The organism is Chromobacterium violaceum ATCC 12472, assembly GCF_000007705.1.
Taxonomy (GTDB): Bacteria; Pseudomonadota; Gammaproteobacteria; order Burkholderiales; family Chromobacteriaceae; genus Chromobacterium; species Chromobacterium violaceum.
Genome location: NC_005085.1, coordinates 4,109,070 through 4,129,543, shown reverse-complemented (window position 1 = coordinate 4,129,543; position 20,474 = coordinate 4,109,070). Strand labels below are relative to the sequence as shown.

19 protein-coding genes are annotated in these 20,474 nt (G+C 64.5%); 16 read left to right on the top strand and 3 right to left on the bottom strand.

The genetic code is table 11. The annotated features are described in order from the left end of the window. The first annotated feature begins 61 nt into the window (after positions 1 to 61). The 8 genes from CV_RS18965 (at position 62) to yacG (ending at position 7,624) form a co-directional block, all read left to right on the top strand. On the top strand, positions 62 to 379 hold the full coding sequence (locus CV_RS18965; protein ID WP_011137378.1) for a ComEA family DNA-binding protein: 318 nt from the start codon (positions 62 to 64) through the stop codon (positions 377 to 379). Between the two features lie 406 nt (positions 380 to 785). Further along, the gene (locus CV_RS18960) at positions 786 to 1,892 is read left to right on the top strand and encodes a porin (protein WP_011137376.1); all 1,107 of its coding nucleotides are present in this window, start codon (positions 786 to 788) and stop codon (positions 1,890 to 1,892) included. 168 nt (positions 1,893 to 2,060) lie between these two features. Continuing rightward, positions 2,061 to 3,767, top strand: coding sequence for a type IV-A pilus assembly ATPase PilB (gene pilB / locus CV_RS18955; RefSeq protein WP_011137375.1), 1,707 nt, complete (start codon positions 2,061 to 2,063; stop codon positions 3,765 to 3,767). Positions 3,768 to 3,892: 125 nt separating this feature from the next. Then, the gene (locus CV_RS18950; protein WP_011137374.1) at positions 3,893 to 5,116 is read left to right on the top strand and encodes a type II secretion system F family protein; all 1,224 of its coding nucleotides are present in this window, start codon (positions 3,893 to 3,895) and stop codon (positions 5,114 to 5,116) included. Beyond that, positions 5,116 to 6,033: a prepilin peptidase gene (locus tag CV_RS18945; RefSeq protein WP_011137373.1), complete on the top strand. Its 918-nt coding sequence runs from the start codon at positions 5,116 to 5,118 to the stop codon at positions 6,031 to 6,033. The genes CV_RS18950 and CV_RS18945 overlap by 1 nt, the downstream gene beginning before the upstream one ends. Continuing rightward, on the top strand, positions 6,018 to 6,632 hold the full coding sequence (gene coaE / locus CV_RS18940; RefSeq protein ID WP_011137372.1) for a dephospho-CoA kinase: 615 nt from the start codon (positions 6,018 to 6,020) through the stop codon (positions 6,630 to 6,632). Before CV_RS18945 ends, coaE begins: the two co-directional genes overlap by 16 nt. Before the next feature lie 36 nt (positions 6,633 to 6,668). Continuing rightward, positions 6,669 to 7,427, top strand: coding sequence for a cell division protein ZapD (gene zapD / locus CV_RS18935; protein ID WP_011137371.1), 759 nt, complete (start codon positions 6,669 to 6,671; stop codon positions 7,425 to 7,427). A 5-nt stretch (positions 7,428 to 7,432) separates the two neighbouring features. Then, complete coding sequence (yacG, locus tag CV_RS18930) at positions 7,433 to 7,624, top strand: DNA gyrase inhibitor YacG (RefSeq protein ID WP_011137370.1); 192 nt, start codon at positions 7,433 to 7,435, stop codon at positions 7,622 to 7,624. A 72-nt stretch (positions 7,625 to 7,696) separates the two neighbouring features. On the opposite strand, the gene CV_RS18925 is transcribed toward yacG, so the two are convergent. Together CV_RS18925 and tsaE are read right to left on the bottom strand one after the other, a co-directional pair. Continuing rightward, positions 7,697 to 8,938, bottom strand: a complete 1,242-nt coding sequence (locus CV_RS18925) for an N-acetylmuramoyl-L-alanine amidase (RefSeq protein ID WP_043596725.1) — start codon at positions 8,936 to 8,938, stop codon at positions 7,697 to 7,699. Further along, a complete protein-coding gene (gene tsaE, locus CV_RS18920) occupies positions 8,899 to 9,390 on the bottom strand; it encodes a tRNA (adenosine(37)-N6)-threonylcarbamoyltransferase complex ATPase subunit type 1 TsaE (protein ID WP_011137368.1) in 492 nt (163 codons plus the stop codon). The genes CV_RS18925 and tsaE overlap by 40 nt, the downstream gene beginning before the upstream one ends. A 37-nt stretch (positions 9,391 to 9,427) precedes the next feature. Between tsaE and queG the strand changes: the two genes are divergently transcribed. Further along, on the top strand, positions 9,428 to 10,465 hold the full coding sequence (queG, locus tag CV_RS18915) for a tRNA epoxyqueuosine(34) reductase QueG (protein ID WP_227590057.1): 1,038 nt from the start codon (positions 9,428 to 9,430) through the stop codon (positions 10,463 to 10,465). Positions 10,466 to 10,467: 2 nt separating this feature from the next. Here the strand turns inward: queG and CV_RS18910 are convergent, their stop codons facing one another. After that, positions 10,468 to 10,884, bottom strand: coding sequence for a MaoC family dehydratase (locus CV_RS18910; RefSeq protein ID WP_011137366.1), 417 nt, complete (start codon positions 10,882 to 10,884; stop codon positions 10,468 to 10,470). 240 nt (positions 10,885 to 11,124) lie between these two features. Here CV_RS18910 and CV_RS18905 point away from each other — a divergent pair, with 240 nt between their 5' ends. From CV_RS18905 to gspF, 7 genes are all read left to right on the top strand, one after another. Continuing rightward, entirely contained in the window at positions 11,125 to 11,874 is a 750-nt protein-coding gene (locus CV_RS18905; protein WP_011137365.1) for an electron transfer flavoprotein subunit beta/FixA family protein, read from the top strand. Between the two features lie 3 nt (positions 11,875 to 11,877). Further along, on the top strand, positions 11,878 to 12,810 hold the full coding sequence (locus CV_RS18900) for an electron transfer flavoprotein subunit alpha/FixB family protein (RefSeq protein WP_011137364.1): 933 nt from the start codon (positions 11,878 to 11,880) through the stop codon (positions 12,808 to 12,810). 154 nt (positions 12,811 to 12,964) lie between these two features. Further along, positions 12,965 to 14,746 carry an acyl-CoA dehydrogenase gene (locus tag CV_RS18895; protein WP_011137363.1) on the top strand — a complete coding sequence of 594 codons (1,782 nt, stop codon included), beginning with the start codon at positions 12,965 to 12,967 and terminating at the stop codon, positions 14,744 to 14,746. 294 nt (positions 14,747 to 15,040) lie between these two features. Beyond that, positions 15,041 to 15,655, top strand: a complete 615-nt coding sequence (locus CV_RS18890; protein ID WP_011137362.1) for a type II secretion system protein N — start codon at positions 15,041 to 15,043, stop codon at positions 15,653 to 15,655. 9 nt (positions 15,656 to 15,664) lie between these two features. After that, entirely contained in the window at positions 15,665 to 17,791 is a 2,127-nt protein-coding gene (gene gspD, locus CV_RS18885) for a type II secretion system secretin GspD (RefSeq protein ID WP_011137361.1), read from the top strand. After that, complete coding sequence (gene gspE / locus CV_RS18880) at positions 17,788 to 19,248, top strand: type II secretion system ATPase GspE (protein ID WP_011137360.1); 1,461 nt, start codon at positions 17,788 to 17,790, stop codon at positions 19,246 to 19,248. Before gspD ends, gspE begins: the two co-directional genes overlap by 4 nt. Beyond that, a complete protein-coding gene (gspF, locus tag CV_RS18875) occupies positions 19,248 to 20,459 on the top strand; it encodes a type II secretion system inner membrane protein GspF (protein ID WP_011137359.1) in 1,212 nt (403 codons plus the stop codon). Before gspE ends, gspF begins: the two co-directional genes overlap by 1 nt. Positions 20,460 to 20,474: the final 15 nt, after the last annotated feature.

Here is a 20,474-nt window from a genome sequence, read left to right as displayed (position 1 = left end):
CGTCTGTCGCTGACGCATACCCATTCGCTTTCACGACTGCACTTTCACTTAGGAGTTAGCCATGAAGAAGCTGTTCGCCGTATTCGCCGCTCTGTTGCTGCTGTGCAATGTCGCCTGGGCCGCCGTCAATCTCAATACCGCCACCCCGCAGCAGCTGGAAGCGCTGAAGGGCATCGGTCCGGCCAAGGCCAAGGCCATCGTCGATTACCGGACCAAGAACGGTCCGTTCAAGACCGTGGATGACCTGAAAAAGGTTTCCGGCATCGGCGACAAGACGCTGGAAAGCCTGCGCAAGGAAGTCACCGTGGGCGGCGCCGCCGTTCCGGCGGCCAAGCCTGCCGCCGCGAAACCCGCAGCCGCCAAGCCCGCAGCCAAATGACATCCTGCCGGCAAGCGCCGGCATCACATCGCAACCGCCATGCCGCCACGGATGGCGGTTTTTCATTTTCAGCGTCTTCTGTTGAATGTCTGACAGTCTGGCTGCTTTGGTTCGGGTGGTTTTTGTTGTTAACTAGCAACAATGTGACGTTTCTGTTGTTTTTGCGCGTCTGTCGCTCGCTTGGTTGAGGGTTGGAAGTATTTTGTAAACAAATGGATAGCGCTGTCTTGTTGTTTTTTTGCCGATTTTTGCCTGTCATGTCGGGGCTGTCTTTGTTTTTTTGCAACGCCAGTCTTATATTGGCTACAGCGATCGACGGAATATACCGTCGGCACATAAATGTCCGGGCAAACGGCTCAGCCGGGAAGCCAACAGGACAAAATCAACTGACTTGAAAGGATCTGCAATGAACAAGAAGCTCATCGCCTTGGCGCTGGCAGCCCTGCCCGCGGCCGCCATGGCAGACGTGACCATCTACGGTCAGATTCGTGGCGGTTATGAGTACAACAAGACTTATAACTCCACGCTGAGCAAGGATGCTAACGGCAAACCCCAGGGCAGCTCCGAGATCAATGACTGGACTTCGCGTCTGGGCTTCAAGGGCGGCGAAAGTCTGGGCAATGGCCTGAAGGCGATCTGGCAGGTGGAAAGCGCGATCAGTGTTGATGGCACCAACTCCACTGGTTTCGGCACGCGCGACACCTTTATCGGCTTGGCCGGCGACAGCTGGGGCCAGGTTCGCTTGGGCCGCCTGTCCAACTATCCGAACATGGATATGGAGCAGGTGGATCCGGGCTACTACAGCTCGCAAAGCGTAGGCGGCTTGGGCATGTTCACTCGCTTGGATACTCGAGTGAACAACTCCATACGCTATGACAGCCCGAATTGGTCTGGCTTCAGCTATATGGCCTTGTGGGGTGTTGATGAAGCCAGAAATGTAGCGACTGACGGCTCTGGTTCTCGCACCAACAATCAACTGATCAACATCGGTTTGAGCTACGAGAATTCGGGCTACTTTGCCAAGTACAGTTTCGTCAATATGGGCGACTCCAACAAGCTTGGGGCGGGGCTGAAGGATTGGCATCGCTTGGAGGCGGGTTACAACGCCAACAATATTTATGCCGCGTTTGGTTATCAGCAAGTTCGCGGTTATGTGGGCGGAGTGGCTGGAGCATATTCCGATACGACTGGCGTGCTGTATAACGTAAAGGCGTTGAATGCCAGTGGTTCGTCCCTTGGTTCCAATCAGCAGGTTAAGACCAAAGAGCTGGCTTTGACTGGCGGCTATACCTTTGGTGCGTTTACTCCCTACCTGAGCTATGCCAAGGGGTATGACCTCAGCGCCGGCGGAAATACCGTCTCCAAGTCTGGTTATGACCAGTTCGTGCTGGGTCTGGACTACGCGCTGTCCAAGCGCACCGATGTTTACACTTCTTACGGCCATGTGAACTGGAAGGCCGATGGCGTTGCCAGCGAAAGCTCCTTCGGCCTGGGCCTGATCCACCGCTTCTAATAAGCAGTATCTGCTTGGTCTGAAAAGGGCTGCCTCGGCAGCCCTTTTTTTGTCCAAGCCGCCGGGAAGCCTTGATAGACAGGGATTTGCCAGCCCGATTCGCATATAATACCGTGGCAGCCTGTACCTGATCACGACCGCAAGGTCCGAACTGGATCGATTTCGCTTATGGAAGCTACGGCAGGAATTTCCGGCCTGGGCAGAGCCCTGGTTCAGCACAATATGCTATTGCAGCAAGATGCGGATGCCATCTCAAAACAGGCGACGACGTCGCATCTCAGCTTCGTCGAGCAACTGATCCAGAGCAAGAAGATGACGTCGCGCGATATCGCGATGTTTTCATCGCGGGTTTTCGGCTATCCGCTGCTGGATTTGGCTTCGCTGGACACCGAACAATTGCCCAAAGGGTTGGTGGACGACGAGGTGATCGCCAGCCGCCGCCTTTTGCCGTTGCTGAAGCGCGGCAACAAGCTGTATATCGGCACTTCCGATCCTACCCAGACCTCGGCCTATCATGCGATCACCTTCAAGACCGGCTTGACGGTCGAGGTGGTGGTGGTGGAAGAGGACAAGCTGTCCAAGCTGATCGGCCGTTACCAGGACAATTCGACCTCGGCTTTGAAGGAGCTGGAGAGCGAGGACTTCGGCGACCTGGAGTTCGCCGATCCGGACGCCCAGCTCGACAGCGGCCCGCAGACCGAGGTCGACGACGCGCCGGTGGTCAAGTTCATTCACAAGATGCTGCTGGACGCGATAGGCATCGGCGCGTCCGACATCCACTTCGAACCTTACGAGAAATATTACCGCATCCGCTACCGAGTGGACGGCGTGCTGAAGGAGGTGGCGCAGCCGCCCTTGCTGCTGAAGGAAAAGATCGCCTCCCGCATCAAGGTGATTTCCAGGCTGGACATTTCGGAAAAGCGCTTGCCGCAGGATGGCCGCTTGAAGCTGGTGATTTCCAAGACCCGGGCGATAGATTTCCGCGTCAGCACGCTGCCCACGCTGTACGGCGAGAAGATCGTCATGCGTATCCTGGACTCGTCCGGCGCCTCGCTGGATATCGACCAGCTGGGTTTCGAGCCGGAGCAGAAGGCGCATCTGCTGAAGGCGATCGCCAGGCCGTACGGCATGGTGCTGGTGACCGGTCCGACGGGCAGCGGCAAGACTGTGTCGCTGTACACCTGCCTGAACATCCTGAACAAGCCGGACACCAATATCTCCACGGCGGAGGATCCGGTTGAAATCAACCTTCCCGGCATCAACCAAGTCAACGTCAACGAGAAGGCCGGGCTGACCTTCGCGTCGGCGCTGAAAGCCTTCTTGCGGCAGGATCCGGACGTGATCATGGTCGGCGAAATCCGCGATTTCGAAACCGCCGACATCGCCATCAAGGCGGCTCAGACCGGCCACATGGTGTTTTCCACGCTGCATACCAATGACGCCCCGTCCACGCTGACCCGGATGCTGAATATGGGCGTGGCGCCGTTCAACATCGCCAGTTCGGTGTTGCTGATCATGGCGCAGCGCCTGGCGCGCCGCTTGTGCAGCCATTGCAAGCAGCCGGTGGAGATCCCGAAGGAAGCGCTGCTGCGCGCGGGTTTTACCAAAGAGGACCTGGCGGGCGGCTGGCATCCGTACGGGCCGGTTGGCTGCGAGGAGTGCCGGAATACCGGCTACAAAGGCCGGGTCGGCATTTTCGAAGCCATGCCGATCAGCGACGCGATGATGCGCTTGATCATGAAGAACGGCACCTCGGTCGACATCTCCGATCTGGCCAAGGAGGAGGGCATGGTCGATCTGCGCCGCGCCGGCCTGTTGAAGGTGATGAGCGGAGTGACTTCGCTGGCCGAGGTCGAAGCGGTAACCAACGATTGAACGGCCCCGCCGGCAAAGCTCCGCCTCCGCCCTGGGCCAAGGCGCGCATGTGCCGCGCGGCAAGAGCGCGGCGCCGGCAGGATCAGGGGTTTTGTGGGCGGCGCTAAATTAAAAGGAATGGGGCGATGGCGACCACGGCAGCCAAAAAGGCGAATCCGGGCTACATCTGGGAATGGGAAGGCAAGGACAAGTCCGGCAAGATGATACGGGGCGAGCTGCGCGCCGAGTCGGAGGCCGTCGCCAAGACCCAGTTGCGGCGGCAGGGCATCAATGTCGCCAAGATCCGCCGGCGGCGCAGCGGTTTCGGCAAGAAGATCACCGAAAAGGACATCACGCTGTTCACCCGCCAATTGTCGACGATGATGCGCGCCGGCGTGCCGCTGCTGCAGGCCTTCGACATCGCGGCCAAGGGCCACAGCAATCCAGCGGTGACGCGGATGCTGCTGGAGGTGCGGGCGGATGTCGAAACCGGCCTGTCGCTGGCCGAGGCCTTCCGCAAGCGCCCGCTGTATTTCGACAAGCTGTTCTGCAACATCATCGCGGCCGGCGAGGCGGGCGGCGTGCTGGATACCTTGCTGGACAAGCTGGCCACCTATAAGGAAAAGGTGATGGCCATCAAGTCCAAGATCAAGTCGGCGATGATCTATCCGTCGGCCATCGTCGGCACCGCCTTCATCATCACCGCGGTGATCATGATTTACGTGATCCCGGCGTTCAAGGACCTGTTCTCCAGCTTCGGCGCCAATCTGCCGGCGCCGACGCTGTTCGTGATCTGGCTGTCGGACCAGTTCGTCCATTTCTGGTGGCTGATCTTCGGCACGCTGTTCGGCGCGATATTCGCCTTTTTCTACGCGTTCAAGCGCACGCCCAAGATGCAGGAGCAGATGGACCGCATCCTGCTGCGCTTGCCGGTGATCGGCGACATCATACGCAAGGCCACCATCGCGCGCTGGGCGCGCACCTTGTCCACGCTGTTTTCCGCCGGCGTCCCGCTGGTGGAGGCGCTGGACTCGGTCGGCGGGGCGGCCGGCAATCAGGTTTACGCCGAGGCGACGCGGCGCATCCAGGCCGATGTCAGCACCGGTTCCAGCCTCAATTACTCGATGCAGCGCACCGACTTGTTCCCTAACATGGTGCTGCAGATGACTTCGATAGGCGAAGAGTCCGGCTCGCTCGACCAGATGCTGGACAAGGTGGCCGACTTTTACGAGGAAGAAGTGGATAATGCGGTGGCCGCGCTGTCCAGCCTGCTGGAGCCGGCGATCATGGTGATTCTGGGGATATTGATAGGCGGGTTGGTGATCGCGATGTACATGCCGATTTTCAAGATGGGCCAGGTGGTGGGTTGATGCTGGATGACATGACATGGCTGCTGGCCACTCACCCCGCTTGGCTGGCAGGCGCGGCGCTTGTGTTCGGATTGATGGTGGGGAGTTTTCTGAACGTGGTGATCCACAGGCTGCCCAGGATGCTGGAGCGGGAGTTCCTGGCCGACAGCGTGGAGTACCTGGCGGAAGGGGGCGCGCCTGCCGCGCTGCGCTTGGCCGCGGAGCAGGCCAGGCACGAGCTGGACGATGGCGGCTACAATCTGTGGCGGCCCGCCTCGCATTGCCCCGCTTGCCGCGCGCCGGTGCGGCCCTGGCACAATGTGCCCTTGCTCAGTTACCTGCTGCTGCACGGCCGCTGCGGCGATTGCGGCGAAGCTATCAGCCGGCGATATCCGCTGGTGGAGCTGCTGTGCGGCGCACTGTACGGTTTCCTGGCGTGGAAGCTGGGCTGGGGCTGGCCGCTGGCCGGCGCGCTGGCGCTGACGGCTGTCCTGCTGGCGCTGGCCTTCATCGATTTCGACACCAAGCTGCTGCCGGATGGCCTGACCCTGCCGCTGCTGTGGGGCGGCTTGCTGTTCAACCTGATGACGGGGCTGGTGCCGCTGTCGGCCGCGGTGTTGGGGGCGGTTTATGGTTACATGACGCTATGGCTGGTGTCGCATGCCTACAAGCTGGTGGCGGGACGGCATGGCATGGGGGGCGGTGATTTCAAGCTGCTGGCGGCGCTGGGCGCCTGGCTGGGATGGACCATGCTGCCGCTGATCATATTGTTGTCGTCTTTGGTTGGAGCGGTTTGCGGCATCGCCATGATGTCCGCCTCGCGCGTTGGCCGGGGGCAGGAAATCCCGTTCGGCCCCTATCTTTCGGCCGCCGGCTGGATCGCGCTGGTGTGGGGGCCGCAGATCATGAATGGATATTTGACATGGCTATCCCGGTAGTGGGGCTGACCGGCGGCATCGGCTCAGGCAAGAGCGCGGCGGCGGACCGCTTCGCCGAGCTGGGCGTGCCGGTCATCGATACCGACAGCATCGCCCACCAGTTGACGGGGCCGGGCGGCGCGGCAATGACCGAGATCGTCCGCGTCTTTGGCCCGGGCGTCGTCGCCGGTGACGGTTCGCTGGACCGCGCGGCGATGCGGGCGCGGGTGTTCGCCGCGCCGGAGGAGAGAAAGCGGCTGGAGGCCATCCTGCATCCGGCCATTCACGCGGAGAGCGTGCGGCGCCTGCAGGCGGCGGTCGGAGACTACGCGGTGCTGGTGGTGCCTTTGCTGTTTGAGAGCGACCGCTACGCGCCGCTGCTGGCGCGCGCTCTGGTGGTCGACTGCAGCGAGGAAGTCCAGGTGGAGCGGGTGATGCGGCGCAGCAAGTTGAGCGCGGACGCGGTGCGCGCGATCATGGCCGCCCAACTGCCGAGGTCGGAGAGGCTGCGCCGCGCCGACGATGTCATCGACAATAGCGGCGGCTTGGCAGAATTGAGGCTTCAAGTTGATGCCAAACACAGTTATTATCTGGCAAATCTTGTCAAAGCAATGTTATAAGGCTTGCTGCAAGCCGTGGAGAAGGGCAGATCTGCCGTGATCAGTTTCGAATTTCCTGTCACCGAGCGCACCCGTATTCTGCTCCGTCTGGAGTATCTGTACGGGCGGCTGGCCTACTTCATCGGCAAGGATCATCCCCACGATCACCATGCCGCGCTGCAGGTGCTGTTCGAGTTGATGGAGACGGCGTCCCGCGCCGACCTGAAAGCCGACCTGCTGCAGGAGCTGGAGCGGCAGAAGCAGATGCTGGAGGCCTTGCGCGACAATCCCAACGTCGCGGAAGAAACGCTGGAAGGCGTGCTGGAGGAGATCGAGCGCGCGTCGTCGCAGCTGCTGGCGCTGACCGGCAAGTTCGGCCAGAACCTGCGCGAGAACGAGTGGCTGATGGCGATCAAGCAGCGCGCCGGCATTCCGGGCGGCACCTGCCAGTTCGACCTGCCGTCCTACCACCTGTGGCAGCAGCGCTCGGCCGAAGTGCGGCGCCAGGATCTGCGCCGCTGGGCCGCGCCGCTGATGCCCACCGCCGACGCGGCCGAAATCCTGCTGCATCTGCTGCGCGACAGCGGCAAGACCTACCATTACGTGGCGCGCAAGGGCGCGTTCCAGCAGATGTCCGGCGGCAAGGTGGTGCAGCTGATCCAGGTGGCTTACGACGACAATCTGGAACTGCTGCCCGAATTGTCCGCCAACAAATACGCGCTCAACATCCGCTTCGTCAGCGCGGTGACCGGCGAGGCCCGGCCGCGGCAGACCGAACAGGATGTCGAATTCCAACTGACCAACTGCAAGTTTTGAGCATCATGTCCGAGTCCGTACGCATCGTCGCCTGCCCCACCTGCAAAGCCGAAGTGCGCTGGGAGCCGCAGAGCCGTTATCGCCCGTTCTGCAGCGAGCGCTGCCGCCTGATCGACCTGGGGCAGTGGGCCAGCGAGAGTTATCGGGTGCCGGCAGAGGAGGATCATCCTCCCGGGGAAACGCCGCCGACGCATTGAGCGCTGGCTGACAGACAAAAAAACCGCCAGGCCAAATGGCCGGCGGTTTTGTTTTGGCGGCTGGACGCCCGTTCAGGCGCGCGCGGCCAGCGCCGCGCCCGACGCGAAGTAGCGCTTGACGCCGCTGAAGATGGCGTTGGCCATCTGCTGCTGGAACTCGGCGGTGATCAGCCGCTGTTCCTCTTCCGGATTGGAGATGAAGGCGGTTTCCACCAGGATGGACGGGATGTCCGGCGCCTTCAGCACCGCGAACCCCGCCTGCTCCACCGCGTTCTTGTGCAGCTTGTTCAAGCCGCCCAGCTGGCCCAGCACCGTCTTGCCCAGCTTGAGGCTGTCATTGATGGTGGCGGTCTGCGTCAGGTCCAGCAGCGTGTGCGCCAGGTATTTGTCCTTGCTGCCGATCTTGACGCCGCCGACCAGGTCGGAATTGTTCTCGGTCTGCGCCAGCGCCTTGGCGAAGGCGCTGGTGGCGCCTTTCTCGGACAGCGCGAACACCGAGGAGCCGCGCGCGGCGCGGTTGGGCGCGGCATCGGCGTGGATGGAGACGAACAGGTCGGCGTTCAGCTTGCGCGCCTTGGCCACGCGCACGCCCAGCGGGATGAACACGTCGTCGCTGCGCGTCATGTAGGCCTTCATGTTGGATTCGGCGTCGATCAGCTGCTTCAGCTGATGGCCTATCTTCAGCACCACGTCTTTCTCGCGGTTGCCCTGCAGGCCGATGGCGCCGGGATCTTCGCCGCCGTGGCCGGGGTCCAGCATCACGATGATGGGCCGGTCGGTGTTCTTGGACTTGGGCTTGATCTGGGCGGGCGGCTGCTCCATCTTGCCCTTGTTGTAGTCCTGCAGCAGCGCCAGCAGCGGATCGTCCTGCTGGCCGCTGGCCGGGTACAGGTCCACTACCAGCCGGTGCTGGTATTCGGCCACCGGGGCCAGGGTGAAGGCCTGCGGCTTGACGTCGGTTTTCAGGTCCAGCACCAGGCGCACGGTGTCCGGATCGAACTGGCCGGCGCGGGCGGTGCGGATATAGGGATCGGCGGCGGCGATCTGGCCGCTGATGTCCTTCAGCACGCCGTTCAGCTGCACGCCTTGCAGGTCTATCACCAGCCGGTTGGGATTGGCCAGCGTGAACTGCTTGTACTGGATGGCGGCGCTGGACTCCAGCGTGATGCGGGTGTAGGTGGACGACGGCCAGATCCGCAGGGCGACGATCTGGCTGCCGGCCGCCCAGCCCTTGCGGCTGACGGCGAACAGGAAGGTGGCGGCTGCCGCGCCTATCAGCGCGCGGCGTGTGGGGTCGAAAGTCGAATCAGGCATGACTGTCCGGTTTGGCTCAGGGCTTGAAAGTGATAGGTGCGACCATCTCCGTCGACGGCAAGTTCCAGCACGATGTCGGGCGCGGGCGCGAGTCCGCGGGCCTTGTCCGGCCACTCCACCAAGCATAGGCTGTCCTGGCCGAAATATTCGCTGAAGCCGGCGTCGTTCCATTCCTCGGGATCGGCGAAGCGGTACAGGTCGAAGTGATGGACACTATATTCAGGAAAGGCGTAGCTTTCCACCAGGGTGTAGGTGGGACTTTTCACTTTGCCGCGGTGGCCCAGCGCGGCCAGCAGGCCGCGGGTGAAGGTGGTCTTGCCGGCCCCGAGGTCGCCCAGCAGGTGCACGGTCAGGCCGGGTTGCGCGGCGGCGGCGAAGGCTGCGCCCAGCGCCAGGGTCGCGCTCTCGTCGGGCAGGCTGCCGCTTTGAACGCTGGTATCATCCATCGCCATGACTGAGAATCCTCCTCAAAAACCGGATTATCCCGAATTGTCGCGCCAAATCAAAGCCTGGGCGCGCGAAGCCGGTTTCGCCGATGCCCGCGTCACGCGCGCGGCGCTGCCGCCGGAGGCGGAGCAACGGCTGGAAGCCTGGCTGGCGGCCGGCCATCACGGCGAGATGGACTACATGGCGCGCCATGGCGCGCTGCGCGTCCGCCCCGCGGAGCTGGTGCCGGGCACGCTGTCGGTGATTTCGCTGCGGATGAATTACTGGCCGGGATCCGAGCCGGCCGAACGGGTGCTGGCCGACCCGTCGCGCGCCTATTTGTCGCGTTACGCGCTGGGGCGCGACTATCACAAGGTGCTGCGCAACCGGCTGCAGAAACTGGCTGAGCGCATCGAGGGCGCGGTCGGATCGTTCGGCTATCGGGTGTTCACCGACAGCGCGCCGCTGGCCGAAGTGGCGCTGGCCTCCCAGGCTGGCCTGGGCTGGCGCGGCAAGCACACGCTGCTGCTGACCAAACGCCAGGGCTCGCTGTTCTTCCTCGGCGAGATCCTGACCGATCTGCCGCTGCCGCCCGACGAGGCCGAGGATGGGCACTGCGGCCGCTGCACGCGTTGCCTGGACGTGTGCCCCACCGGCGCCATCGTCGAACCCTATACGGTGGACGCGCGGCGTTGCATTTCCTACCTGACCATCGAGTTGAAGGGCGCGATCCCGGAACCGCTGCGGCCCTTGATCGGCAATCGCGTTTACGGCTGCGACGATTGCCAGCTGTTCTGTCCGTGGAATCGTTTCGGCGCTTTAACAGCGGAAGCTGATTTTGCGGTGCGTCATGGCCTGGATTGCGCCAGTCTGGTAGAACTGTTCGACTGGAGCGCGGACGAATTCCGCGAGCGGATGGCGGGCAGCCCGATCTATCGGATCGGCTACCACAAGTGGCTGTCCAACCTGGCCGTGGGCCTGGGCAACTCGCCCACCACGCCGGAAGTGGTGGCCGCGCTGCGCAGACGGCTGGACTTTCCCGACGAGCTGGTGGCCGAGCCGGTGCGCTGGGCGCTGGCCCGGCACGGCCAGTCCTGTTGAGCTCAATTGCGGGACGGCGCGATCACCAGCGATTCCCCTTCCAGCACCACCTTGTCGCCGACGCGGCATTGGGTGGAGAGCCGCACCCGTTTCTTTTCCGGGATCAGCTCTTCGACGGTGACGCGGGTGGTGACGGTTTCGCCGATGCGCACCGGCGCCTTGAAGCGGGTGGACTGAGACAGGTAGACGGTGCCGTAGCCGGGCAGGCGGGTGCCGATCACGCCGGAGATCAGGCTGGCGGTCAGCATGCCGTGGGCGATGCGGGTCTCGAAAGGCGTGGTGGCGGCGTAGGTCTGGTCCAGATGCACGGGATTGTTGTCTCCGCTGACGGCGGAGAACAGCAGTACGTCGGCCTCAGTGATGGTTTTGCCCGATTCGGCGCTGGCGCCGACGGCCAGATCCTCGAAATAGACGGTCATGACAACTCCCTGCGAGATTTATGACGGGGAAATGTTGCAGTGCATTGTGACAGCTTTGGCCTGAAATGCAAACCGCAGGGAAATGACGTACTATCGACGCCGAGTTGCATTTTCACCACGCGTCGCGTCGATGCGTACAAACCAAACGCTCGTTTGAATTTTGCTTGGGGCATAATCAGGCTCTGCTGGCCGTCGTTGCCTTCCGCGTTCGATTAACCCACAGAAGTTTGCTGGAGGAATATGAAAGTTCTAGTCGCAGTGAAACGCGTTGTCGATTACAACGTGAAAGTCCGCGTCAAAGCCGACGGCAGCGACGTTGATATCGCCAACGTCAAGATGTCGATGAATCCCTTCGACGAGATCGCCGTGGAAGAGGCGGTGCGTCTGAAGGAAGCCGGCAAGGTGAGCGAGATCGTCACCGTGTCCATGGGCGTCAAGCAGTGCGAGGAAACGCTGCGCACCGCGCTGGCGATGGGCGCCGACCGCGCCATCCTGGTGGAAACCGACGTCGAGCTGCAGCCGCTGGCCGTGGCCAAGCTGCTGAAGGCCGTCGCCGACAAGGAGCAACCGCAACTGGTGATCCTGGGCAAGCAGGCGATCGACGACGACGCCAACCAGACCGGCCAGATGACTTCCGCGCTGCTGGGCTGGTCCCAGGGCACGTTCGCCTCCAAGGTCGACCTGGCGGCCGAGACCGTGGACGTGATCCGCGAGATCGACGGTGGCCTGGAAACCGTCAAGCTGCGCCTGCCGGCCGTGGTCACCGCCGACCTGCGCCTGAACGAGCCGCGCTTCATCAAGCTGCCCAACATCATGGCCGCCAAGAAGAAGCCGCTGGACAAGACCACGCCGGCCGAACTGGGCGTCGACGCCGCGCCGCGCCTGAAGACGCTGAAAGTGGCCGAACCGGCCAAGCGTTCCGCCGGCATCAAGGTGGCCAACGCCGCCGAACTGGTCGCCAAACTCAAGAACGAAGCAAAGGTGCTGTAAGACATGGCTATTCTCGTTATCGCTGAACACGACAACCAGAGCCTGAAGGCAGGCACCCTGAACACCATCACCGCCGCGGCCAAGCTGGGCGAAGTGCATGTGCTGGTGGCCGGCCACAACGCCGACGCCGCCGCCGACGCCGCCAAGAGCGTGGCCGGCGTGGCCAAGGTGCTGCTGGCCGACGCCGCCCACTATGCGCACGGTCTGGCCGAAAGCCTGTCCGCGCTGATCGTCGGCCTGGCCAAGGGCTATAGCCACGTGCTGGCCCCGGCTTCGTCCTTCGGCAAGAATCTGCTGCCGCGCGTCGCCGCGTTGCTGGACGTCGCTCAGATTTCCGAAATCGTCGCCATCGAATCCGCCGACACCTTCGTGCGCCCGGTCTACGCCGGTAACGTGCTGGCCACCGTGCAGTCGGCCGATGCCATCAAGGTGATCACCGTGCGTACCACCGCCTTCGACGCGGCGGGCCAGGGCGGTTCGGCCGCGGTGGAAACCATCGCCGCCGGCGCCGACAGCCAGCTGTCCGCCTTCGTCGGCCAGGAACTGACCAAGTCCGACCGCCCGGAACTGGGCTCGGCCAAGGTGATCGTGTCCGGCGGCCGCGCATTGGGCTCGGAAGAGCAGTTCAAGGCGGTGATCGGCCCGCTGGCCGACAAGCTGTCCGCCGCCGTCGGCGCCTCGCGCGCCGCGGTCGACGCTGGCTACGCGCCGAACGACTACCAGGTCGGCCAGACCGGCAAGGTGGTGGCACCGCAGCTGTACTTCGCCGTCGGCATCTCCGGCGCGATCCAGCACCTGGCGGGCATGAAGGACTCCAAGGTGATCGTCGCCATCAACAAGGACGAGGAAGCTCCGATCTTCCAGGTGGCCGACTACGGCATCGTCGGCGACCTGTTCACCGTGGTGCCGGAGCTGATCGCCGAACTGTCGAAGTAAGCGGCAGCCGGGGGCGCGGCCGCAAGCGCCCCCGACCGAGCAGGCAGCATAGCCGCCGGAATCAACAACAGCAGCCGGCGCCCAGAGTTGAGCGCCGGTTTTTTCATGGCCCGCGGCACGCGGGCCGACGCGAGAGAAGCAGAGGAGAAGCGCGATGATCTATCACGCCCCAATCAAGGACATCCGATTTGCATTGAACGAGCTGGCCGACCTGGCGGCGATCTGCGGACTGCCGGGCTACGGCGAATGCTCGGTGGAACTGACCGACGCCGTGCTGGAGGAGGGCGCCAAGTTCGCCGAGGGCGTGCTGGCGCCCATCAACAAGCAGGGCGACCAGGGCGCCAAGTGGAAGGACGGCGAAGTGAGCGCCGCGCCGGGCTTCAAGGACGCCTGGCAACAGTATGTCGAGTCCGGCTGGGTGGGCCTGCGCGCGCCGGAGGAATATGGCGGCCAGGGCATGCCGGCGCTGGTGGCGGCGGCGGTGGAGGAAATGTGGTGTTCGTCCAACCTGGCCTTCTCGCTGGCGCCGCTGCTGACGCTGGGCGCGGTGGAGGCCATCCACCATCACGCCTCGGATGAGCTGAAGAACATCTATCTGCCGATGATGGCCAGCGGCCAGTGGACCGGCACCATGAACCTGACCGAGCCGCAGGCCGGCTCCGACCTGGCCCAGGTGCGAACCAAGGCCGCGCCGGCCGCCGACGGCAGCTACCGCGTCAGCGGCCAGAAGATCTTCATCACCTGGGGCGAGCACGACATGGCCGAGAACATCGTCCACCTGGTGCTGGCCCGTCTGCCGGACGCGCCAGCCGGGGTGAAGGGCATCTCGCTGTTCATTGTGCCTAAGTTCCTGGTGAACGCCGACGGCTCGCTCGGCGCGCGCAACGACGTGCGCTGCGTGTCGCTGGAGCACAAGCTGGGCATACACGGCAGCCCGACCGCGGTGATGAGCTTCGGCGACAACGACGGCGCGGTCGGCTACCTGGTCGGCGAGCCGAACAAGGGCCTGAACTACATGTTCACCATGATGAACCACGCCCGCCTGGGCGTGGGCATCGAAGGCGTGGCGGTGTCGGAGCGCGCCTATCAAAAAGCGGTGGAGTACGCCCGCGATCGGGTGCAGAGCCGCGCCATCGGCTCGCCGGACCCGGCCGGCGTGGCCATCATCCGGCACCCTGACGTGCGCCGCATGCTGATGACGATGCGCGCCCAGATCGAAGCGCAGCGCGCGCTGACTTTCTACGCCGCGGCCGCGCTGGACCGCGCCGCCCGCCATCCGGTGGCGGCCGAGGCCGCGCGCAACCAGGCGCTGCTGAATTTCCTGATTCCCATCGTCAAGGGCTGGAACACCGAGCAGGCCAACGAGATCACCAGCCTCGCCGTCCAGGTGCATGGCGGCATGGGCTACATCGAGGAGACCGGCGTCGCCCAGTATTACCGCGACGCCCGCATCACCGCCATCTATGAAGGCACCACCGGCATCCAGGCGCTGGACCTGATCGGCCGCAAGACGGCGATGGATCACGGCGTCGTGGCCCGCGCGCTGCTGGCCGAGGCGCAGTCGACGGCGGGCAAGCTGCAGGCCGCCGGCTTCGACTCCATCGCCGGCAACCTGTCGTCGGCGATCGCCGATGCCGAGCGCTGCGTCGCCTTCATCCTGGAGACCTTCGGCGCCCAGCCCCAGCTGGCCGCCGCGGGATCGGTGCCGTTCCTGAAGCTGATGGGCATCGTGCTGGGCGGCTGGCAGATGGGCCGCGCCGCGCTGATCGCCAAGGACAAGCTGCAGGATGCGGACGCGGACAGCGATTTCCTGAACGCCAAGATCGTTACCGCGCGCTTCTTCGCCGAGCATCTGCTGCCGCAGGTTTCCGGTCTGGCCGCGGCCATTTTGAAAGGTGCGGACAGCGCGCTGGCGCTTGGCGACGATCAATTTTGATCCTGTTTATTCGACCCTCCGACGCCGCGGTCTTGCCGCGGCGTTTTTTATGCGAGAATGCCGAAAGTTTACATTTTCCCATTGGAAATTCCTTGGCGATATGCGGTAGAAATCAATTGCCAGGCTGCTTTGACGTAAATATTAACGATGACTAAATTTTTATCTGTCATCAAATATTCGTACTGGCTATTGCAAAATCGTCCTCTTGCTGCTTAATCTAGCGTGCCTGCAGTGACAGTTGCGCAGCATAATTTACGATACGGGAAGCTGATGGTTTCAGGGGACAAGACAATCATGCGCCGCAAGCCGGATTTCAGTCGCTGGAGATTGCCGGGCCGTCAGTGGCACAAGGCTTTGCCTGTCCTGGCGCTGGGACTGGCGGCCTTCTGGCTGGGGCAGCAGTTGAGCGCGCTGATCGCGCCGTCCTCGCGCGCTTACCGCGACCTGGCGCCGGCCCAGCCGCAGGCCGCCGCCGCCGCGGCCGCGCAAGGGCACTGGTTCGGCGAAGCGCCGCAGCAGCCGGTGGCGGCCTTGCCCCCGGTTCGCCTGCTGGGCGTGTACGCGCCCAGCCGCGACGGCGTGCAGGGGTTCGCCATCATCGACAGCAACGGCCATCCGGAGCCGCTGCTGCAGGGCAAGCAGACCCCCGACGGCTGGGAATTGGTCAAGGTCGCGCCCAATGGTGTCACCCTGCGCTCCGGCGGCAACGAGCAGTTCGTTCCGCTGCAGCGGCAGGGGAGCGGAGGAGCCGGCGGCGACATGCCGCAGTCCGCGCCGCAGCAACCTCCCGCGATGCAACCCGCCCAGCCGATGCCCGGAGCCGTGCCCGTTCCCATCCCGGGCCAGAACGCCGTCCCCGATGGCCAGCCTCAACCCGCGGTGGACCCTGCCGCGATGATTCGCCAATAAGAGAATGCAATGCGAATTTCCAAACTCGTCGTCGCCCTGTCCCTGATTTACAGCTGCAATCTGCTCGCCGCGCCGCAGAACGATACGGTCATGCTCAATTTCGTCAATGCCGACATCGAGACCGTGGTCAAGGCGATAGGCGAGATCAGCGGCAAGAATTTCATCATCGATCCGCGGGTCAAGGGTACGGTCAACATCGTGTCCAGCCGGCCGGTGCCGCGCGCGCTGTCCTATCAGGTGCTGCTGTCCTCGCTGCGCCTGCAGGGCTTTTCCGCGGTGGAGGGCAACGGCGTGATCAAGATCGTGCCGGAAGCGGACGCCAAGCTGCACGCCAAGGCCAGCAAGCGCATTCCGCGTGGCGACGGCGACCGCCTGATCACCAAGGTGTTCGCGCTGAGAAACAGCAACGCCAACCAGCTGGTGCCGGTGATCCGCCCGCTGGTGTCGCCCAACAACACGGTGGCAGCCTATCCGCAGGCCAATGCGCTGATCGTCACCGACTATGCCGACAACATCCAGCGCATCGAGTCCATCATCGAGTCCGTAGAGTCGGCGGCGGCGGGTGACACCGTGGTGATCCCGGTGCTGTTCGGCTCGGCGGTGGAGTTGGCCAACTCGCTGAACAAGCTGATGCAGGAAGGAGGCGCCGATGGCGGCAAAACCACCATCCTGGCCGACGCCCGCGCCAACGTGCTGCTGGTGCGCGCCGACACGCCGGGCAAGATCGGCAAGGTGAAGAGCCTGCTGAAAGTGCTGGACCAGCCCAGCCAGGCCGGCTCCAATGTCCGCGTGGTGTATTTGAAGAACGCCCAGGCGTCCGAGGTGGCCAAGACGCTGCGCCTGCTGCTGGCCAGCGAGGGTAGTCCGGTGCAGACGCGCAGCACGATCAATACCGCCACGTCCACCGGCGGCAGCGCCAGCCTGATGCCTTCCACAACCGGCTCAGGCAGCGGCGCCTCGGCGCAGAACCCGGTGTCGTCGCCGGACGCCGGCGCGGCCGTGGCAGCGTCCTCGTCTTCCGCGCCGTCCGGCGCCGGCGTCGGCACCATGATCCAGGCCGACAGCAACAGCAACGCGCTGATCCTGAACGTGCCGGATCCGATGTATCAGAACCTGCGCAATGTGATCGACCTGCTGGACAAGCGCCGCGCCCAGGTTTACGTCGAGGCGCTGGTGATGGAGGTGACGGCCAGCCGCGCCACCAAGATCGGCGTGCAATGGGCGGCCAACGTGCATGGCAACGGCCTGATCGGCAACAGCTTGCCTAGCCCGTCCAAGCCGCTTGTGCCGGGCGGCTCCGGCGCTTCCGACACCCCCGGCACGGCATTGGGCTCCCTGGTCAGCAGCCTGACCGGCGGCGGCCTGACCGCGGCCATCATCAATACCATCACCGTCGGCGGGCAACAGATTCCGACGCTGGGCCTGCTGGCCCAGGCCTTGGAGCAGGAGGCGCAAGGCAATCTGGTGGCCAGTCCGCAACTGGTGACCATGGACAACGAGAAAGCCAAGATCGTGATCGGCCAGGAAATCGGGGTGCCCACCGCCACCTATCCCGCCGGCACCAACGGCACCTCCAACGCGCCTTACAGCACCTATGACCGCAAGACGGTGGGCTTCGGCTTGGAGATCACTCCGCAGATATCCGAGGGCGGCACCATCCGGATGAAGATCAGCCAGGCGGCCGACTCCATCGACCAGACCACGCTGAGCGCGGCCGCCGGTCCGACGTTCAACCGGCGCACGCTGGACACGGTGGTGACTGTCGGCGACGGCGGCCTAGTGGCGCTGGGCGGCCTGACCCAGGAAACCACGAGCAACGCCGAGGACAAGGTGCCGCTGCTGGGAGACATCCCGGTCATCGGCAACCTGTTCAAGTACCAGGGCAAGGAGCGCAAGAAGACCAATCTGATGATCTTCATCCGTCCCACCATCATCCGCGACGAGATCGGCAACCGAGCGGTGGCCGGCGAGCGCTACGGCTATGTGATGGAGGATGCGGCGCGCAATGTGGGCCGCAAGTTGCCGCTTGGCCTCAACGACCAGTTGAAGACGCCGGCCGCCGGCAGTATCCATGGCGCGTTGAACGCGCTGGATACGTTGAACAAGTCGGAAGACAACACCAAGGCCAAGCAATGATGCAAGCCAAGTTCTCGACGCTGCTGCCCTTTCCCTTCGCCCGCGCCAACGGCGTCATCCTGCTGGACGGCGAGGCGGGGCGGGTGCTGCTGCTGCGCGAGGATGCCAAGCCGGCGGCATGGGGCGAGGCGCTGCGGGTGCATGGCGGCCAGCTGTCCGGCGTGGAGACGCTGACGGCCGCCCAGTTCGAGAAGCGCCTGTCCGAGCATTACGCCAGCCGCGACGGCGCGGCGGCGGAAATGGTGGACGACATCGGCCAGGACCTGGATCTGAACCAGATGGTGGAGTCGCTGCCCACCGTCGAGGATCTGCTGGAGAGCGAGGGCGACGCCCCCATCATCCGCATGATCAACGCGCTGCTGACCCAGGCGCTGCGAGACGGCGCGTCCGACATCCACATCGAGGCGTTCGAGGACCGCTCGGTGGTGCGCTTCCGGCTGGACGGCACGCTGCGCGACGTGGTCAGCCCGCATCGCGCCCTGCACGCGGCGATGGTGTCGCGGATCAAGATCATGGCCAACCTGGACATCGCCGAGAAGCGCATCCCGCAGGACGGCCGCATCTCGCTGCGCCTGGGCGGCCGGCCGGTGGACGTGCGCGTGTCGACGCTGCCCACCAGCCACGGCGAGCGGGTGGTGCTGCGCCTGTTGGACAAGGAGAACGCCAAGCTCGACCTGGCCACGCTGGGCATGGCCGCCGACACGCTGGCCTCAGTGGACAAGCTGATCCGCCAGCCGCACGGCATCCTGCTGGTGACCGGCCCCACCGGCTCCGGCAAGACCACGACCTTGTACGCCGCCCTGTCGCGGCTGGACGCCAGCCACACCAACATCATGACGGTGGAGGACCCGGTGGAGTACCACCTGGACGGCGTCGGCCAGACCCAGGTCAACGCCCGCATCGACATGACCTTCGCCAAGGCGCTGCGCGCGATCCTGCGCCAGGACCCGGATGTGGTGATGATAGGCGAGATCCGCGACCTGGAAACCGCGCAGATCGCGGTGCAGGCGTCCTTGACCGGCCACCTGGTGTTGGCCACGCTGCACACCAACGACGCCGCCAGCGCCGTCACCCGCCTCACCGACATGGGCGTCGAGCCCTTCCTGCTGGCGTCCAGCCTGCTGGGCGTGATGGCGCAGCGGCTGGTGCGCCGCGTCTGCCCGCAGTGCAAGGCGCCGCACCCGGTGCCGCTGGAAGACGCGCCGGAAGTTGTCCATTACCGGCCGGTGGGCTGCCCGGCTTGCGGCCAGTCTGGTTACAAGGGCCGCTACGGCATCTACGAATTGATGCTGGTCGACGACACCATGCAGCGGCTGATCCATGATCGCGCGTCCGAGCACAGGCTGCGCGACCACGCCGACCGCCACGGCATGCGCAGCCTGCGCGACGACGGCATGCGCTGGGTCAAGGCCGGCGAGACCAGCCTGGAAGAAATCCTGCGGGTGACGAGGAGCTGATGGCGGCGTTCAAGTACACCGCCTACGACGCGGCGGGCAAGGAGCAGAGCGGGCTGCTGGAGGCCGACTCCGCGCGCGCCGCGCGCGCGCAGCTCAGGGAGCGCGGCCTGCTGCCGGTCACCGTGGACGGCGTCAGCGCCAAGACCGGCGGCGCCGGCAGCAATGTGTTGCGCCGCGGCCTGCCGCGCGCCGAGCTGGTGATGATCACCGAGCAGCTGTCGACGCTGCTCAACGCCGGCCTGACGCTGGAAAAGGCGTTGACCGCGGTGACCGAGCAATCGGAAAACGCCCGCAGCCGCACCGTGCTGGCGGCGCTGCGCAGCGACATCCTGGAAGGCAAGGGCTTCGCCCAGGCGCTGTCGTCGGCGCCCGGCGTGTTCTCGCCGCTGTACCGCTCGCTGGTGCAGGCCGGCGAACAATCCGGCCACCTGGACATGGTGATGTCGCGGCTGGCCGAATACCTGGACAAGCGGCAGAACACCCAGCAGAAAGTGACGCTGGCGCTCGCCTATCCGGCGGTGGTGACGCTGGTGGCCATCCTGGTGGTGGCCGGCCTGATGAGCTACGTGGTGCCGCAGGTGGTCAGCGTGTTCGCCCAGACCAAGCAGAGCCTGCCTTTCCTGACCCGCGCGCTGGTGGCCTGCAGCGATTTCCTGCGCCAGTGGGGCGTGGCGCTGCTGATCGGCATCGCCGCCGCGGCGTTCCTGATCGTCCGCGCCCTGCGCGCGCCGGCGCTGAAGCGGCGCTTCCACGCCAGGGTGCTGAAGCTGCCGGTGTTCGGCCGGCTGTTCCGCGCGCTCAACACCGCGCGCATGGCCAGCACCCTGTCCATCCTGGTCGGCTCCGGCGTGCCGCTGCTGACCGCGCTGGAGACGGCGCGCGGCCTGATGACCATGCTGCCGATGCAGGACGCGGTGGCCGATGCGATGGCCAAGGTGCGCGAGGGTGTGTCCTTGTCGCGCGCGCTCAATGCCAGCCGCCAGTTCCCGCCGGTGCTGATCCACCTGATTTCCAGCGGCGAGGCCAGCGGCACCTTGTCCCACATGCTGGACCGCGCCGCCCAGCAGCAGGAGCAGGAGGTGGAGCGCAAGCTGGCCACCTTCACCACGCTGATGGAGCCGCTGCTGATCCTGGTGATGGGCGGCATGGTGCTGTTGATCGTGCTGGCCATCATGATGCCCATCATCGACATGAACCAGATGGTGCATTGAGTGCCCGCCATGGCG

Coding starts and splice junctions, on each gene's coding strand:
- CV_RS18965 (WP_011137378.1), top strand. CDS start 62: ATGAAGAAGCTGTTCGCCGTATTCGCCGCTCTGTTGCTGCTGTGCAAT.
- CV_RS18960 (WP_011137376.1), top strand. CDS start 786: ATGAACAAGAAGCTCATCGCCTTGGCGCTGGCAGCCCTGCCCGCGGCC.
- pilB (WP_011137375.1), top strand. CDS start 2,061: ATGGAAGCTACGGCAGGAATTTCCGGCCTGGGCAGAGCCCTGGTTCAG.
- CV_RS18950 (WP_011137374.1), top strand. CDS start 3,893: ATGGCGACCACGGCAGCCAAAAAGGCGAATCCGGGCTACATCTGGGAA.
- CV_RS18945 (WP_011137373.1), top strand. CDS start 5,116: ATGCTGGATGACATGACATGGCTGCTGGCCACTCACCCCGCTTGGCTG.
- coaE (WP_011137372.1), top strand. CDS start 6,018: ATGGCTATCCCGGTAGTGGGGCTGACCGGCGGCATCGGCTCAGGCAAG.
- yacG (WP_011137370.1), top strand. CDS start 7,433: ATGTCCGAGTCCGTACGCATCGTCGCCTGCCCCACCTGCAAAGCCGAA.
- CV_RS18925 (WP_043596725.1), bottom strand. CDS start 8,938: ATGCCTGATTCGACTTTCGACCCCACACGCCGCGCGCTGATAGGCGCG.
- tsaE (WP_011137368.1), bottom strand. CDS start 9,390: ATGGCGATGGATGATACCAGCGTTCAAAGCGGCAGCCTGCCCGACGAG.
- CV_RS18910 (WP_011137366.1), bottom strand. CDS start 10,884: ATGACCGTCTATTTCGAGGATCTGGCCGTCGGCGCCAGCGCCGAATCG.
- CV_RS18905 (WP_011137365.1), top strand. CDS start 11,125: ATGAAAGTTCTAGTCGCAGTGAAACGCGTTGTCGATTACAACGTGAAA.
- CV_RS18900 (WP_011137364.1), top strand. CDS start 11,878: ATGGCTATTCTCGTTATCGCTGAACACGACAACCAGAGCCTGAAGGCA.
- CV_RS18895 (WP_011137363.1), top strand. CDS start 12,965: ATGATCTATCACGCCCCAATCAAGGACATCCGATTTGCATTGAACGAG.
- CV_RS18890 (WP_011137362.1), top strand. CDS start 15,041: ATGCGCCGCAAGCCGGATTTCAGTCGCTGGAGATTGCCGGGCCGTCAG.
- gspD (WP_011137361.1), top strand. CDS start 15,665: ATGCGAATTTCCAAACTCGTCGTCGCCCTGTCCCTGATTTACAGCTGC.
- gspE (WP_011137360.1), top strand. CDS start 17,788: ATGATGCAAGCCAAGTTCTCGACGCTGCTGCCCTTTCCCTTCGCCCGC.
- gspF (WP_011137359.1), top strand. CDS start 19,248: ATGGCGGCGTTCAAGTACACCGCCTACGACGCGGCGGGCAAGGAGCAG.